The following is a 15713-nucleotide window of genomic DNA, read 5'->3' on the forward strand; positions in this document are numbered from 1 at the left end:
CCGCCCGCCACGGTTTGGATGGGCGTTGCCCGTTCCTGGCCGGCGCGAATTGCGGCAGCGTTGCGCGATAGCGCCAGTGTGAGTCGTTCCAGAGGGAACAATTGCCCGTTCTGCTACATCCATAGTACACTCGGCAAGAGAGCGAGCAGACGCGCTTTGAGGCGGTCCGGCTGGCGTGGCGTCACACGACGCCGCAGCGCCGCCATATCGATGGTGCGCCGGTGGCAGCCGACCGGCTTGCCTTGCCTTAACCCAGTCTGGCAACTGGCGCCCCGATGGCTGGCGCGCCGGAAAACCGGGCCACTTGATAATGTTCAATCGTGTATTCACAATCGCAAATCGATCCAGTCGTCAGTTTCCGCAACACCCAGGGTGAGGCGGTGCGCGGCACGATTTTCAACCTGCAGCGCAACTCGCTGGTGATGGAAATCTACAATCCATACTCGATTGTGCAGGTCAGCGAGGTACTCAACGAGCTGACGGTGCGCATGGGGGCGAAAAACGCCTACGTCGGCAAGGCGGTCGTCATCAGCAGCGTCAACACGGGCCTGACGGCGATCGTCTCGGTGACCCTGATCGACGAATGGCGCGAACTGAGCGATGTGGTGGTGGTCAAGGGCGCGGTGGCGAAGGAGTCCAGCGCCTTTGTCGCCGGCTGGGGCGAGCGCTTCCGCATCCGCCGCGACTACCAGATCGTCGTCAATGAAATGCGCGCCTTTTTGTCGGAAGTGGCGCGCTGGGTCGAGCAGGTCGACTTGTCCGACTCGCTGCCCAAGGAAAATGGCCGTTTGCGCGCCGATATCTTCGACGAGCTCGCGCTGCCGCTGATGGAGCAAACCCAGCTGTACTTGCGCCAGCTCGAGACCGAGGCGTCGCTGGTCGAGGAAGAGCGGGCGCCGGCCCACCGCGCGTTTGCCCAGGCGGCGCTGCACCCGCTGATCCTGCGCGCGCCATTCGTCTTTCGCACGTTCACCAAGCCGCTCGGCTATGCGGGCGACTACCAGATGGTCAACCAGTTGCTGGACGACCCGCGTCAGGGACCGAGCACGTATTTTCAGATCGTCAATGCGGCCTTCCTGCAGGCGGCCGTGGCCACCGCGCACCGCAACCGCATCGATATCCTGACGGAATTCCTGACGCAGAAGGCGGCCGCCGCGCGCGCCGCCGGGCGCGTCTTCAAGGTGCTCAACGTGGGCTGCGGCCCGGCCATCGAAGTGCAGCGCTTCCTCGACACCTGTGCCGATGCGCAGTGGCTGGCCTTTGAACTCGTCGACTTCAGCAGCGAGACGCTGGACTGGACGCGTGCGCGCCTGACCACCATCATGCAGCGCACGGGCCGCGTGGTCGAGATCGACTATGTGCACGATTCCGTGCACAACCTGCTCAAGCGCCGGCATGGCGCCGGCGTCACCGGCTTGCCCGGCAGTTTCGATGCCGTGTATTGCGCCGGCCTGTTCGACTACCTGTCCGACAAGGTCTGCGCGCGCCTGCTGCTGCACTTCGCTTCGCGCGTGGGGCCGGGCGGGCGCCTGCTGGTGACGAATGTGCACGCCAACAATCCCGGCAAGTTCGGCATGGAGCATTTGCTGGAATGGCATTTGATCTATCGCAATGAAGAGAGTCTGTCGGCCCTGCTGCCCGAGTATGCGACGGACCCGCATATCTATGTCGATGCCACGGGCGTGAATGTGTTCGCGGAAGTGAGCATTCCCTGATGGATACTCCAGGCCTGCACGCCGGCTACACGGCCGTTTTGCGCGACTTCCGCCTGGAATTCAGCCGCGGCGGTGCCTACACGGGCATCGTCCTGATCCTGCTGGGCATGGGCCTCGATTCGGCCCTGTATCCGGACATGCAGTCGGCCTTCACCAGCGCCCGCCTGCTGGTGTCGGTGCTGATCTTTATTGTCGTGCTGGCCATGCGCACGCGCTGGGCGCAGGACCGCATCCAGGGCCTGACCTTCGTCTGGCTGCTGCTGCCGCAGCTGATGATCGCCTGGATGATCGCCGTCACCGAAGGGGCCGCCTCCATCTATTACGTGGGCATGACCCTGGCCATCTATTCGTCGGGCATCGTGCTGGCGTTCGGCCTGTGGCAAAACATGGTCTTCGGCGCCGTCTCCTGCCTGCTGTACGTGGCCGCCTGCGCCTGGCATGCGCACGGCTTCGACTTGCAGAGCACGTTTATCGTCAATTGCCTGTTCCTCATCATGTCGGCCAGCATCAGCGCCGTGTTTACCTACTTTAACGAGCGCGCCCGTTTCATGCTGTTCCAGCTGAAGGCGGAAGTGGCGCAAAAGAACACGCAACTGGAAGAAACCAACAAAAGTTTGGCCGATATCAAGGGGCAGATGCTGCAACAGGAGAAAATGGCGGCCATCGGCACGCTGGCCGCCGGCATGCTGCACGAGGTCAACAACCCCGTCAATTTCTGCATGATGGCCATCGAGGTGGCCATCGAAGATCCGGCCGCCAAGCAAAGCGCGCTGGTGAGCGAATGCCTGGCCGACGCCAAGCAGGGCATGCTGCGCGTGCAGCACATCGTTTCCGACTTGAAGACCTTTGCCTACCGCAAGAGCGGCAATCAGCTGGAAACGGGGCACTTCCAGTTCCGCAGCGCGCTCGACGCGGCGATCCGCCTCGTGGGCCACGAAACGAAGAATGTCAGCATCAGCCATGACTTGCCGGTCGATACCCTGGTGCGCGGCGACGAGGCGGCCATCGTGGGCGTCCTGATCAACCTGCTGGGCAATGCCGTGCTGTCCATGCGCAAGGGAAATGCGCCGCCGTTCGAGATCCGCATCACGGCCCGCTGGGACGACGACCGCCTGCGCATCAGCGTGCGCGACAATGGCCCCGGCATCGCGCCGGAAAACCTGGCGCGCGTCTTCGAACCGTTCTTCACCACGCGCGAAGTGGGGCAGGGACTGGGCCTGGGGCTGAGCATCAGCTATGGCGTGATCGAGCGCCATGGCGGCACGCTCAGCGCCGAGAGCGAGCTGGGCGTATGGGCCAGCATGAACTTCGACCTGCAGCGCTCGGATTGGGAGGGCCGCTAGCATGGATAACGATAGCCGCGCCTGCGTGCTGTATGTGGACGACGAAGCGCTCGCCTGCAAGTATTTCGAGCGCGCCGTCGCCACGCGCTACCGCGTGCTGACGGCGCCCGGCGTCGATGCGGCGCTGGCCTTGCTGGAACAGCATGGCGGACACGTCGACGTGCTCGTGACCGATTACCGCATGCCGGACCGCCTGGGCAGCGAATTGCTGCAGGAAGTGGCGCAGCGCTACCCGCACATCGTCTGCATGCTGGTGACGGCGTATGCGGACAAGGACGTGCTGCTTGAGCTGATCAATGGCGGCACGGTGTTCCGCCTGCTGGAAAAGCCGCTCGACCTGAACGCCATGCACAGCGCGCTGCAGCTGGCCGTGCAGACGGGACGCGAGCGCACCGCGCGGCGCCAGGGCCTGGTGGCGATGCAGGAGTCGCTCGCTTTCCTGGCCCATGAATTGAATACGCCGCTGGCGGCCATCGCCAATTTTGCGCGCGGCATCGAGCGGCGCACGCAGTCGGCTGGCGCGCAACAGGCCGAGATCGGCGAGGCCGCCGCCCTGATGCATGGCAATGCCCGTTATTGCCTGTCCGTCCTGGCCAGCTTCATCGACACGGTGCGCCTGGCCAGTGCCGGGCCCGGCATGCAGGATGGACGCGGCGCCGGCAGCGCGCGCCAGCTGCTGGCGGCACTGCTCGACAGCTACCCGCTGAGCACGCAGCAGCGCGCTGCCATCACGGTCGAGGCCGGCGAAGACTTTGCCATCGCCGAGTCGCCCAATTGCGTGGCGCTGATCCTGTCGTCCGTGCTGGGCAATGCCTTGCGCTCGGCCGGCGAGCAAGCCCATCCGGCGATCAGCATCCGCATCGGTGCCGGCCACATCAAGGTGCGCGACAATGGCGCCGGCATCGCCCCCGAGATTGTCGAGCAGCTGTTGATCGACCCCGTCAGTGCCAGCAGCGATGCGGGCAAGGGCTGGGGCATGGTATTTTGCCACCGCATGATGCAATCGTTCGGCGGCAATCTCGACATTGCCACCGAGTTTGGCAGTTCCACCACGGTGACCCTGAATTTTCCAGTACATATAAGGAACGAGCATGATTGACGCCAATCTGCGTTTACCGGCTCAACGAGAGCCGGCGCAAGGCTTGCCGACGATACTCTATGTCGATGACGAGGCCAACGCCCTCAAATATTTCCAGCGCGCCATCGCGCCGCTGGCCGACGTGCTGACGGCCACTTCGGTCGAGGAGGGCAAGCGCATTCTCGACGAACAGGCTGACCGCATCGCCGTGCTCGTATCGGACCAGCGCATGCCCGGTGCCTACGGCAACGAGCTGCTGTCGTACGCGTGGGACCGCCATCCGCATATCGTGCGCATCCTGACGACCGCGTATTCCGAGCTCGAGCACACGGTGGAAGCCGTCAACCAGGGGCAGATCCACCGCTACATCCAGAAGCCGTGGGATATCGCGGCGCTGCGCATGGAGTTGAAACAGGCGCTGGAGCTGGCGCGGCTGCGCAACGAGCATGCGCAATTGCTGCGCGAAAAGCTGATGGTGCGCCAGCGCCAAGCGATCGCCAACCGCATCGGCACCCTGTACACGCTGTGCGCCAGCCTGGCCGGTCCGGAACAGCAGCTGCCCGTGGAAGCCTACCTGTCGGCGGCCCTGACGGCCGGCGTCACGCCGCCCGAGCCGGACTGGCTGTTGATGGATTATGCCGACCTGGTCAGTTCGGAAGCGTTCCGCGGCACGGCTTTTGCCGCCGCCGTGCGCCAGCAGCTGGAAACGCTCGAGCGCGAGCATCCGGGGCGCGGCGTCGAGCAGGCCATCGACATGCTGCAGCCTGCGTTTGGCGCGGCGCTGCAAAACCAGGCCGGCACGGCGCTGTTCCTCGATGGCCGCCTGTTGACGGAATTCCTTGAAACGCCCACCACCACGCCCGTCTCGGCCACCCATGCGTTCTGGCTGGCCAACCTGCTGTGGCTGGCGCGGCGCGGCTGGTCCTTGCAGCTCAGCAAGGGCGAACAGGGTTTGCTGGGCAAGGTGGTGCAAGCCGAACCGGCCCTCACGCCCGATCACCTGGCGGCGTGGATCGAGCAGTTTTAAGCATGCGGTCCGCTTTCACGCGCCAGCGCGGCGCCGACGGCGTGCAGGCGGACCGTTTTCATGCGGTGGATGGCATATTTAATCTTCGAATAACTTTGTTTATTGCATCCCCCAATATAAAATAGGGTTTTATTGTATTCGGATTCAAATGAAACCTATTTTACTGAGCCTGGTTTTTGCCCTGTCTTTTATTTCATCGCAAGCCCATGCCGAGGGTTCCATTATTGGCAAGGTCTCGGAAGTGCGCATTGATTCCGACGGCAAGGGCCTGGTGACATTTGTCGACGTTATCACGGGTACGCCGCCGGCGTGCGCCATTGCCGGTTATAACCATTCCCTGGCATTTGATGCCGCGACGGCCGGCGGCAAGGCCTTCTACGCCATGGCCTTGCTGGCCAAATCCAGTGACGGTGTTATTTTTGGCCTGGGAAAAGGAATATGCGTGACTTACGGTGTCGTCGAGGATGCCAATATTCTTTTCTTGAAATGACGAGTATCGGGTTTTCTGGATAAAACATCCTGGCCGCTGCGTCACAGCAGCCGCCCGTGGCAGTGCCGCTGTCGGCGCTCCTGACGGCCGGCGGGCCGTTTTCATGCGGTGGATGGCATATTTAATCTTTGAATAACTTTGTTTATTGCATTTGCCAATATAAAATAAGGTTTTATTCTATTGATATTCAAATGAAACCTGTTTTATTGAGCCTGGCTGTTGCCCTGTCTTTTATCTCGTCGCAAGCCCATGCGGAGGGCGCCATTATTGGCAAGGTCGCGGAAGTGCGCATCGATTCCGATGGCAAGGGCCTGGTGACATTTGTCGATGTCGTCGTCGGCACGCCGCCGGCGTGCGCCATTGCCGGTTATAACCATTCCATGTCATTTGATGCGGCGACAGCCGGCGGCAAGGCTATGTACGCGCTGGCCTTGCTGGCCAAATCCGGCGGCGCCACGGTTTATGGCCAGGGCAAGGGCACTTGCGTGATTTACGGTGTCGTCGAGGGCGCCAGTATTCTTTTCCTGAAATAATAAGCGCAAGGGCATTCCCATGTGAATGCCTGTCAGCTTGGATGCTTGCTGGGCCCGCCGGCAGGCGGTGCAATGCACCTGCCTGCATGGATATGCAAGGGCCGCGCCTCCAACGGTCATCCCAAAAGAACAGGGCCGCGCAGGCCCTGTCCGTCATGGGGCGGAGACGATTTACCGTTCCGCCGCCGCCTTCAGGTTGTTCAAGCCCTTTTCGAAATCCTTGCCGATCATGGTATCCATGCTGACGAATACGGTCATGACCTTGCTGACGTAAGGGCTGGGGCCCGTCATGGTCCAGTTCACCTTCGTGCTGTCGCCCTCGGGCGTCATGGTGAACGTGGTGGTGTTATGGCTTTCGAACGGTTTCAGGAAGTCCAGCTTGATGACGGTGCGCTCCGGTTGGGCCGCTTCCGTGATTTCCATGCTGCCGGCGCCCACCTTGTCATTGCCTTGCCATGCATATTGCGCGCCCAGGCCGCTGGCCGGGCCCGTAAACGTGCGGCGCATGGCCGGATCGAGCTTTTCCCACGGCGACCAGGCGGCCCAGTAGTGGAAGTCCGTGATCAGGGCGGCGATCTTGTCCGGCGGGGCCTTGATGGTGATTTCGCGCTGGACACTGAATGTGTCGGGCTTGGTGGTGGCATAGCCGAGGATGGCGGCGACGACGACGACGATCAGCAACAGGGTTTTTTTGATCATATGCTCTCCAAATCTTGAATGGTCGATGCGAACGAATCAAGGCAATCTTAGCAGATATGAATGGCTGTGCGCTGCATGTTGGCCTTTATTTGCGCTAGCTCGCCGCAAGGCCGCTTGCCGCCTCGCGGACGGGCGCACGGCAGGTTTGTGGTGCGGGCCTATCCTCCGCTAGAATGCTGGCCTGCAAAGATTTCAACTAGGGAAATATGATTCAAGGAACGATCGCCAGGCTGACCCTGGCGTGCGGCGTGCTGGCTACGGCCTTTGCCGCGAACCTCGCTTACGCCGCCGCTTGCCCCGCGCATTACGTCGATGGCCGCAGGCCGGAAATCACCAACCCCAAGCTGGAAGTGGCCACCAAGGAACTGTGCTACAACGTGTTTGGCGTGATGCACTCGGGGATTACCCGCACGCCGCTGTGGTCGGCCGAACATTTGACGGCGAACAACCTGGAAGCGGCGCAGGACTTGTCGCGTGAAAACTCCTTCCATGCCGAGCGCAAGCTGCCGGCGGCCCAGCGCGCCGAGCTGGCCGATTATGCGCGCAGCGGCTTCGACCGTGGCCACATGGCGCCGAATGGCGACATGCCGGACCGCCAGAGCCAGCGCGACAGCTTTACTCTGGCCAATATGGTGCCGCAAGACTCGCGCAACAACCGCTATGTCTGGGCCGGCATCGAAGGCGCCGTGCGCAAGATGGCGAAGAAGGAGGGCGACCTGTACGTGATCACGGGACCGGCCTTTATCGGCGGCAATTTGCGCAAGGTGGGCAGGGTGATCGTGCCCAGCCACCTGTACAAGGCCGTGTACAGCCCGCGCCAGCGCGCCGGCGCCGCCTACTTCATTGAAAACGTGGATACCAAGAGCTATGAAGTGCTGAGCATTGCGCAACTGGAAGACAGGATAGGCATCGATCTGTTACCGTCGCTGACGCGGCAGCAGAAGTTGCGCATGCTGAGTTTGCCGAAGGTCAATAGCAAGTCCAGGAAATAATCTGATTGAGAGGAAATGCCATGTGCGCAAAGAAATTCGTTCCCTACGCCAATGAAAGCGATGTGCTGGAAATTGGCAGCCTGACGGTCGAGAACCGCATCGACCGCATTAGCATCAGCGGCGACATCGACCTGACCCTGGACAAGCCGGGCCTGGCCCTGGCAAAACAGCTGCAAAAGCTGCTGGCCGACGTCGTGGCGCAACTGGAAAAGCAGGACTTGCCGGACCAGCTGCCGCCGCCCGAAGTGACGTCGGTGGCCAATCCCTTCGAGTGAGGCGGGCCTGCTCCTGCGGCGCCCGGGTGGTGCGGGAGCAGTGAACAGCCTATGCCGTGGGCGGGAAAGGGCGGATAATAGCGGCTAATTCATTAATGCACAGGTTTGTTATCCCCCATGGAAATTAAAGTCAACTTTCTCGACAAGCTGCGTCTCGAAGCCAAGTTCGATGATTTTACGGTCATTGCCGACCAGCCCATCCGTTACAAGGGCGATGGCTCGGCGCCGGGCCCGTTCGATTATTTTTTGGCCTCGTCGGCCCTGTGCGCCGCGTATTTCGTGAAGTTGTATTGCGATACACGCAATATTTCCACCGAACATATCCGCCTGTCGCAAAATAATATCGTCGACCCGGAAAACCGTTACCAGCAGATCTTCAAGATCCAGGTCGAATTGCCGGCCGATATCTCCGCCAAGGATCGCCAGGGCATCCTGCGTTCGATCGACCGCTGCACGGTGAAAAAAGTGGTGCAGACGGGCCCCGAGTTCGTGATTGAAGAAGTCGAGAACCTCGACGCCGATGCCCAGGCCCTGCTGACCTTGAATGCGGCGCCGGGCGCGAGCACCTATATTACCGGCAAGGATTTGCCGCTGGAACAAACCATCGCCAATATGTCGGGCCTGCTGGCGGGCCTGGGCATCAAGATTGAAATCGCGTCGTGGCGCAACATCATTCCCAATGTGTGGTCGCTGCATATCCGCGATGCCCATTCGCCCATGTGCTTTACCAACGGCAAGGGCGCGACCAAGGAAAGCGCGCTGGCCTCGGCCCTGGGCGAGTATATCGAGCGCATCAGCAACAACCATTTCTATGCTGGTTCATTCTGGGGCATAGACATCGCCAACGCGCCGTTCGTGCACTATCCGAACGAGCGCTGGTTCAAGCCTGGCCGCAAGGATGCCTTACCGGACGGTATTCTCGATGCATACAGCCTGGACATCTACAATCCCGATGGCGAGCTGCGCGCCTCGCACCTGGTCGACACCAACTCCGGCAATGCCGAGCGCGGCATCTGTTCGCTGCCGTATGTGCGCCAGTCGGATGGCGAAGTCGTGTACTTCCCGTCGAACCTGATCGAAAACCTGTATGTCAGCAATGGCATGAGCGCCGGCAATACCCTCGTCGAAGCGCAGGTGCAATGTTTGTCGGAAATTTTCGAACGGGCCGTCAAGCGCGAAATCCTTGAAGGCGAGATCGCCTTGCCCGACGTGCCGCAGGAAGTGCTGGCGAAATATCCGGGCATCCTGGCCGGCATTCAGGGCCTGGAAGAGCAGGGCTTTCCCGTGCTGGTGAAGGATGCGTCGCTGGGCGGCACCTACCCCGTCATGTGCGTGACCTTGATGAATCCGCGCACGGGCGGCGTGTTTGCCTCGTTCGGCGCACACCCGAGCCTGGAAGTGGCGCTCGAGCGCAGCCTGACGGAATTGCTGCAGGGCCGCAGCTTTGAAGGCCTCAACGATTTGCCGCAGCCCACGTTTGCCAGCGAAGCCGTCACCGAGCCGAACAACTTTGTCGAACATTTCATCGACTCGAGCGGCATCGTGTCGTGGCGCTTTTTCAGCGCGAAAGCCGATTACGATTTTGTCGAGTGGGACTTTTCCGGCCACGGCGACGACTCGAATGCCGAGGAAGCGGCGACCCTGTTCGGCATCCTTGCCGACATGGGCAAGGAAGTCTACACGGCCGTGTATGACCAGCTGGGCGCCACCGCCTGCCGCATCCTCGTGCCCGGTTATTCGGAAGTGTATCCAGTCGAGGATTTGATCTGGGACAATACCAACAAGGCCTTGCTGTTCCGCGCCGACATCCTGAACCTGCATCGCCTGGACGAAGCCAGCCTGGAAGACTTGCTCGAGCGCCTGGAGAACAGCGAGCTGGACGAGTACGGCGACATCGCCACCCTGATCGGCATCGAATTCGATGAAAATACGGTGTGGGGACAGTTGACGACGCTGGAATTGAAACTGCTGATCCAGCTGGCCTTGCAGCAATTCGAGGAAGCCAAGGAGCTGGTGGAAACCTTCTTGCAGTACAACGACAACACGGTCGAGCGCCGGCTGTTTTATCAGGCCTTGAACGTGGTGCTGGAGGTAGAGCTCGACGACGAGCTGGAGCTGGACGATTACGCGGTCAATTTCCGCCGCATGTTTGGCAACGAAAGGATGGACGCCGTGCTCGGTTCGGTGGACGGCAGCGTGCGTTTCTACGGCCTGACGCCCACCAGCATGCAGCTGGAAGGGCTGGACCGGCACCAGCGCCTGATCGACAGCTTCAAGAAACTGCACGCGGCGCGGGCCAGGGCGGCAGCCATCGGCTGACCGCCGCTTCATACACCGGTTCAAGCCTGATCGGCCATGCTGCGCCGGATCAGGTTTGAACCGCGTTTCTTCCCGTCTTATTTGGCGAACGCCTGCGCCGCCGGCGTCACCGTCACCGCTTCCGGCTTGATGTTGAGTTTCATCGCACCGATGACCTTGTCTTCGGCTAGCAGCGCTTGCGGCTTGTTGCCATCGTACTTGATGGGCGAGTAGGCGTCGCTGACGAGCTTATCCTTCAGGCCGGCCGCATCCTTGGCGATCACCACCACGGACAGGTTCTTTGCCGACAGGTGCTGCTGGATGGCGCGGTTGACGTCGGCCACCGTCAGTTTCGACAGGCCATCACGCATCAGCCTGGTGAACTCGGGCGTGCCATACCATTGCGAGTCGAGCGCGTAACCGAGCTGCTGGTCCTGCGTCGAGGTCATGACGAACACGTTCTTCATCAGGTAGTCGCGCGTGGTGGCGAACTGTTCCTGCGTCAAGCCGTTGTCGACCAGCTTGCCCAATTCCGTCAGCGCCACGCGCAGGGCGAAGTGGGCGTTTTCTGGCGCCACGGGGCGGATCCAGATTTCGAACAGCTGCGCCTTGCGGCCCAGGTTCGGGTTCGGGAAGAACTGGTACATGCCGCGCGGGAAGGCTTCGATGTAGGCATAGTCGCCATAGTTCATGCCGCGGATTTCACGGATGCGCTGGTACAGGTAGGAATTCGAGGCGCGGTGTTCGCCCAGCCAGGTCTTCACCAGCCACAGGGCGGGGAAGTCCGCGTGCGTGCGCGTCACCTCGAGCGGCAAGCCGAAGGAAATGGCCGTGGCGCGCGTGTTTTTCTCGATGATTTCCACTTCCAGGCCGTTCGCCTTGCGGCCCACGGGTTTCACCGTGGCCGGCAAGCCGGGACCGGCCGGCAGCTTCGCCAGCGCCTGCATCAGCGAAGCCGTCATGGCGTCCGAGACGTCGCCGGAAATGCCCACCTTCACGGCGCCTTGCGCATACGCCGTCTTCCAGAACTGTTTCACGTCGTCGAGCGTGATGGCGTCGATGCCGGCCACGGTACCCAGCACCGGGTGGCCGTACGGCGTGCCCGCGTAGACATTTGTCTGCAGCCGCTCCTTGGCGAACTCTTCCTCGTTATTGTCCTTCAGGTCCAGCAGCAGCGCGTTCTTCTGCGCATCTTTCAGGCGGCGGAAGTCGTCCTCGCGGAAACCGGGCGAGAGCAGCAGCGGCAGGGCGATGTCGCTGAACTGGTTCCAGTTATCCTTGTGGATGGAACCGGTAAACGTCGTCATTTCCTTGTCCGCCTGTTGCGTAAAGCTGCCGGCCAGCGGGAACAGGGCCTGGTTGACTTCGTCGATCTTGCGCTCGGACGAGCCGCCCGACGCCACCATGGCGGCCGTCAGCGCGGCCAGGCCTTCCTTGCCTTGCGGATCGTGCGCAGAGCCGGCCGTAAACAGCAGCTTGTAGCGGATTTGCGGCAGCGCGGACTTTTGCACCAGCACGTCGAACTTGGCGTTCGGGGCGGCTGGCAGCAGGCTGGCCAGTTTCGGCACGCTGGCGATGGCGGCCGGCATGGCTTCATGCGACAGGGTGGTCAGCACCAGGCCGTCGTCGTTCAGGTATTTGCGCGCGGCCGCCTGCAGGTCGGCCGGGGTGAGCGAGTCGATCAGGCGGTAGTACTGGTTCAGGGTGGCATACGAACGGTCGAAATGCACGAACGAGGCCAGGGTGCCGGCGATCTGCTCGGTATTGTCGAGGGTGCGGATCAGGCCGTATTTTTCCGCCGACTTGGCGTCCGCCAGGTCTTTCTCGCTGACGGGCGTCTCGCGCAGCTGCGCCACGGTGGCGAGGATCGCGTCGCGCACGTAGACGGCGTCGGCGAGGTTTTTCACGCGCGCGCCCAGCACGGCCAGGGTCGGGTCGACCCGGTCCGGCGTCATGTCGAACAGCTGGTCGACCTTCTGCTCGTTCTGCACCAGGCGTTTATACAGTGGCGAGGTGCGGCCGAACGACAGCGACAGCAGGGTCGCCAGCGCCGCCTGGTCCTTGTCCTTCACGGAAAACGCCGGCGCATGGAAGCCGACGGCCACCCACGGCAGGGTCGGCGTAGGCCAGGCCACGTGCTTGTAGACGGGGCCATGCGGTGCCGGTTCGACGGGCACGGCCGCCTGCCGCTTGCCGCGCTGCCAGCCGCTCCAGTATTTTTCCACCAGCGCGATGGCGTGCTGCGGCTCGACGTCGCCGGCGATGATGATGGTGGTGCGTTCCGGGCGGTACCAGCGGTCGAAGAAGATCTTCGAATACGCATACTGGTTCGGCATGTCCTCGATGTCCTGGATGAAGCCCATCGTCGTGTGCTTGTAGGTATGCGTCGTGTAGGCGCTGTCGCGCATCACTTCGAACAGTTTCGAGACGGGATTGGCACTGTTCTTGTTGTATTCGCCCAGCACGGCCCGCGATTCCGTCTTGAACGCGTCTTCCGCATAGTCGAGGTGCTGGAAGCGGTCCGCTTCCACCTTCAGCACGGTTTCCAGGTCGTCCTTGGCGAACGTCGTGTGGTAATTGGTCAGATCGTCGCTGGTGTAGGCATTCTGGCGCGCGCCCGCCTTGGTGATGATGTCCTGGTATTTTTCGGGCGGATAGGCCTTGGTGCCGCGGAACATCATGTGTTCGAAGAAATGCGCGAAACCGGACTTGCCCGGCTCGACTTCATTGCGCGACCCCGTCTGCACGGGAATCTGCAGCGAGACGATATTCGGGAAGCCGGTCGGCACGATGATGATCTTCAAGCCGTTGGCCAGGGTCTTTTCCGTGGCCTTGAACGGCAGCAGGTCGGCCTTGCCGGCGGCGGCGCTTTTGGCAATGACGGGCTTGGCTGGCGCGGCGCCGGCCGTTTGCTGGGCCAGGCTGGACGAGGCCATGGCCGACAGGGCCAGGGCGAAAGCGGGGATGAAAACGGGCATGATTCTTGACACGAGGGCTCCTTCTTTTCTTGGAATGTGGAAAGTGCAACGCCGCAGCATAGAATATTCATGCCGCCGTGCATAGGGGGCAAGGCGTTTTGGCATGCAGCATGCAGGGGCGCCCCTGTCAGGGCAATGGCGCGAGCGGGCAAGGCATGCCGCTGGCGCGGACACTCACGTCAGCGTCGTTTCCGGCAAGCTGATGCGGTTGCGGCCCAGGTGCTTGGCGCGGTACAGGGCGCAATCGGCCGTGTGGATCAGCTGGCCCAGTTCCGTGCCGGCGCCGGGCAGGGCGGTGGCGGCGCCGATGCTGACGGTGACGCAGGCGCCGCCTTGCTTGCTGCGCGGCAGTTGCAAACGCTCGACGCGCTGGCGTATGCGTTCGGCCACGATGGCCGCGCCCTTCAGCGACTGGTTCGGCAGGATCACGGCGAACTCTTCGCCGCCATAGCGGGCCACCAGGTCGTTCGTGCGCATTTCGCTGGCGACGGCGCCAGCCACCTTGCGCAGGCACAGGTCGCCTCCCTGGTGGCCGTGGCTGTCGTTGTATTGCTTGAAATTGTCGACATCGACCATCAGCAGCGACAGCGCCTGCTGCTGGCGCTGGGCGCGCTGCCATTCGGCATGCAGGGTATCGTCGAAGCAGCGCCGGTTCGCCAGGCCCGTCAAGCCGTCGCGCGTGGCCAGGCGTTCCAGCTCCACGTGCGCGCGTTTTTCATCGGTCATGTCGCGCAGGGTTTCGACGACGGCGATCAGTTCGCCGGGATTGCCGTAGATGGGGCTGGCGTCGACGGCCAGGTAGCGCCGCCGGCCCGTGCGCGGCATGTCGCACCAGTTTTCCGCGCACAAATTGTCGCCCGTGTTGCCGCGGTATTGCTGCTGCGCATACACGGCGTGCAAGTCGCCGCCGCGCCCGGCCAGCAGCAGGTCGGCCAGGGTGGGGCGCTGATCCGTGTAAAAGCAGCTTCCCGCCTCGCGCGTGCCCAGCACTTCGGCGGCCGGCACGCCCGTCAGCTGTTCGCAGGCGCGGTTCCAGATCATCACCTGGCCATGCACGTCGAGCACAAAGGTCGGCACGACCAGCAATTCCATCATTTTGACGGCGAAACCATGGGCGACACCATAGGGCGACTCGCTGGCCTGTGCGTGGCTGTCCGGCATGAAAGCATCCTTATCGGGCGTGGAATGGGGCTGGCTCGACCGCCATGATGCAGCGTGGCGGGTAAATGATGTTGATATTGAGCAATATTCTCAGGGATAGCCGGCACGTTCGTCCGGCGTGGCCGGCAGCGGCAGCGACAGGTGCAAGGTGGTGCCGCTATCGACGCCGCCGCGGCTGTCGATGCGCAGGGCGCCGCCGGCGCTGGCCAGGCGTTCATGCATGCCGGACAGGCCGCAGCCGAGGCGGGCGGCGGCGGGCATGCCGACGCCGTTGTCGCTGATGCGGAACTCCAGCGTGGCGGCGCGGCGGCGCAGCTGTACGCTGACGCGCGTGGCGTGCGCATGGCGGGCGATATTGGCCAGCGCCTCCTGCAGCACGTGGTACAGCAGGATGGCGTGCGCGCCTGCCGCGCCCTCGGCCAGCGCGGGTTCGCACATGCATGCGCAGACGACGCCCGTATTGCGCGAAAAATCGGCCAGCAAGCCGTCGAAGGCTGACTGCAGGCCCAGCTCGAGGGCGGGCGGGCGCAGGTCGTGGATCACGCAGCGCAGGGCGGCGATGCTGAGGTCGACATTCTGCACGATCATGGCCAGTTTCTGCGCCAGCAGCGGCGTGGCGTCGCACGTGCTCGTCTGCAACATGCACAGGTCGATTTTCAGGGTCAGCAGATGCTGGCCCAGGTCGTCATGGATATCGCGCCCGATGCGCTGGCGCTCCTGTTCGCGCGCCTTTTGCTGCTCGCCGGCCAGCAGCGTGCGCTCGGCGTCCGCGCGCAGCTGCTCCTGCGCGTGCAGGCGCGCGGCCAGGCAGTGCTGGCGCCACAGCAGCAGCAAGGCCAGCGCGCCCAGCAGGACGGCGCAGGCCGTCATCAGGTTCAAGGGCGTATTCACCTGCGCCAGCGATTCGTCGGCGTGGCCCGCCTGCAGGGATGCGGCCGTGCCCGCAGCAAAGCAGGCAACAATGCCGAGGCGAACCGGCAGGCGTATGGCGCGTTGCATCATCTCCTCGCTCCCCGAATGTTTTCCAACAGGCAATGCTATTGCCTGAAAATATATTATCTTGTGTATATTTATATTGTCTAAACGCAAAAGCTCGGCAGATAGGCGCGCTGCTGTCGTTTTCC

At 62.5% G+C, this 15713-nt stretch carries 13 protein-coding genes; 9 read left to right on the top strand and 4 right to left on the bottom strand.

The genetic code is table 11. The features are described from left to right. The first annotated feature begins 320 nt into the window (after positions 1-320). From AC1RDJ_RS06580 to AC1RDJ_RS06605, 6 genes are all read left to right on the top strand, one after another. Positions 321-1715, top strand: a complete 1395-nt coding sequence (locus AC1RDJ_RS06580; RefSeq protein WP_071323478.1) for a class I SAM-dependent methyltransferase — start codon at positions 321-323, stop codon at positions 1713-1715. Then, a complete protein-coding gene (locus tag AC1RDJ_RS06585) occupies positions 1715-3058 on the top strand; it encodes a sensor histidine kinase (RefSeq protein ID WP_071323479.1) in 1344 nt (447 codons plus the stop codon). Before AC1RDJ_RS06580 ends, AC1RDJ_RS06585 begins: the two co-directional genes overlap by 1 nt. A 1-nt stretch (position 3059) precedes the next feature. Beyond that, a complete protein-coding gene (locus tag AC1RDJ_RS06590) occupies positions 3060-4157 on the top strand; it encodes a hybrid sensor histidine kinase/response regulator (protein WP_289886561.1) in 1098 nt (365 codons plus the stop codon). After that, positions 4150-5163, top strand: a complete 1014-nt coding sequence (locus tag AC1RDJ_RS06595; protein ID WP_071323481.1) for a response regulator — start codon at positions 4150-4152, stop codon at positions 5161-5163. Before AC1RDJ_RS06590 ends, AC1RDJ_RS06595 begins: the two co-directional genes overlap by 8 nt. 148 nt (positions 5164-5311) lie before the next feature. Then, the gene (locus tag AC1RDJ_RS06600) at positions 5312-5653 is read left to right on the top strand and encodes a hypothetical protein (RefSeq protein WP_493027001.1); all 342 of its coding nucleotides are present in this window, start codon (positions 5312-5314) and stop codon (positions 5651-5653) included. A 128-nt stretch (positions 5654-5781) separates the two neighbouring features. Beyond that, a complete protein-coding gene (locus AC1RDJ_RS06605; protein ID WP_493027002.1) occupies positions 5782-6186 on the top strand; it encodes a hypothetical protein in 405 nt (134 codons plus the stop codon). Positions 6187-6357: 171 nt separating this feature from the next. Here AC1RDJ_RS06605 and AC1RDJ_RS06610 read toward each other — a convergent pair whose 3' ends face one another. Continuing rightward, positions 6358-6885: an SRPBCC family protein gene (locus tag AC1RDJ_RS06610; protein ID WP_071323484.1), complete on the bottom strand. Its 528-nt coding sequence runs from the start codon at positions 6883-6885 to the stop codon at positions 6358-6360. Between the two features lie 206 nt (positions 6886-7091). On the opposite strand from AC1RDJ_RS06610, the gene AC1RDJ_RS06615 reads away from it, so the two are divergent. From AC1RDJ_RS06615 to AC1RDJ_RS06625, 3 genes are all read left to right on the top strand, one after another. Continuing rightward, the gene (locus tag AC1RDJ_RS06615) at positions 7092-7877 is read left to right on the top strand and encodes a DNA/RNA non-specific endonuclease (RefSeq protein ID WP_493027003.1); all 786 of its coding nucleotides are present in this window, start codon (positions 7092-7094) and stop codon (positions 7875-7877) included. Between the two features lie 20 nt (positions 7878-7897). Then, positions 7898-8152 (top strand): nucleotidyltransferase family protein, encoded by a 255-nt coding sequence (locus AC1RDJ_RS06620; protein ID WP_071323486.1) that lies wholly within the window; start codon positions 7898-7900, stop codon positions 8150-8152. A 117-nt stretch (positions 8153-8269) separates the two neighbouring features. Beyond that, positions 8270-10471 carry an OsmC domain/YcaO domain-containing protein gene (locus AC1RDJ_RS06625; RefSeq protein ID WP_493027004.1) on the top strand — a complete coding sequence of 734 codons (2202 nt, stop codon included), beginning with the start codon at positions 8270-8272 and terminating at the stop codon, positions 10469-10471. A 77-nt stretch (positions 10472-10548) separates the two neighbouring features. On the opposite strand, the gene AC1RDJ_RS06630 is transcribed toward AC1RDJ_RS06625, so the two are convergent. The 3 genes from AC1RDJ_RS06630 to AC1RDJ_RS06640 all read right to left on the bottom strand — a co-directional run bounded on the left by AC1RDJ_RS06630 (position 10549) and on the right by AC1RDJ_RS06640 (position 15591). Further along, positions 10549-13428: a M16 family metallopeptidase gene (locus tag AC1RDJ_RS06630; RefSeq protein ID WP_493027005.1), complete on the bottom strand. Its 2880-nt coding sequence runs from the start codon at positions 13426-13428 to the stop codon at positions 10549-10551. 174 nt (positions 13429-13602) lie between these two features. Further along, positions 13603-14589, bottom strand: a complete 987-nt coding sequence (locus tag AC1RDJ_RS06635) for a sensor domain-containing diguanylate cyclase (RefSeq protein WP_289886573.1) — start codon at positions 14587-14589, stop codon at positions 13603-13605. A 90-nt stretch (positions 14590-14679) separates the two neighbouring features. Further along, a complete protein-coding gene (locus AC1RDJ_RS06640) occupies positions 14680-15591 on the bottom strand; it encodes a sensor histidine kinase (protein ID WP_493027006.1) in 912 nt (303 codons plus the stop codon). Positions 15592-15713 lie beyond the last annotated feature (122 nt).

This window comes from Janthinobacterium sp. GW822-FHT07H10 (genome assembly GCF_058798675.1).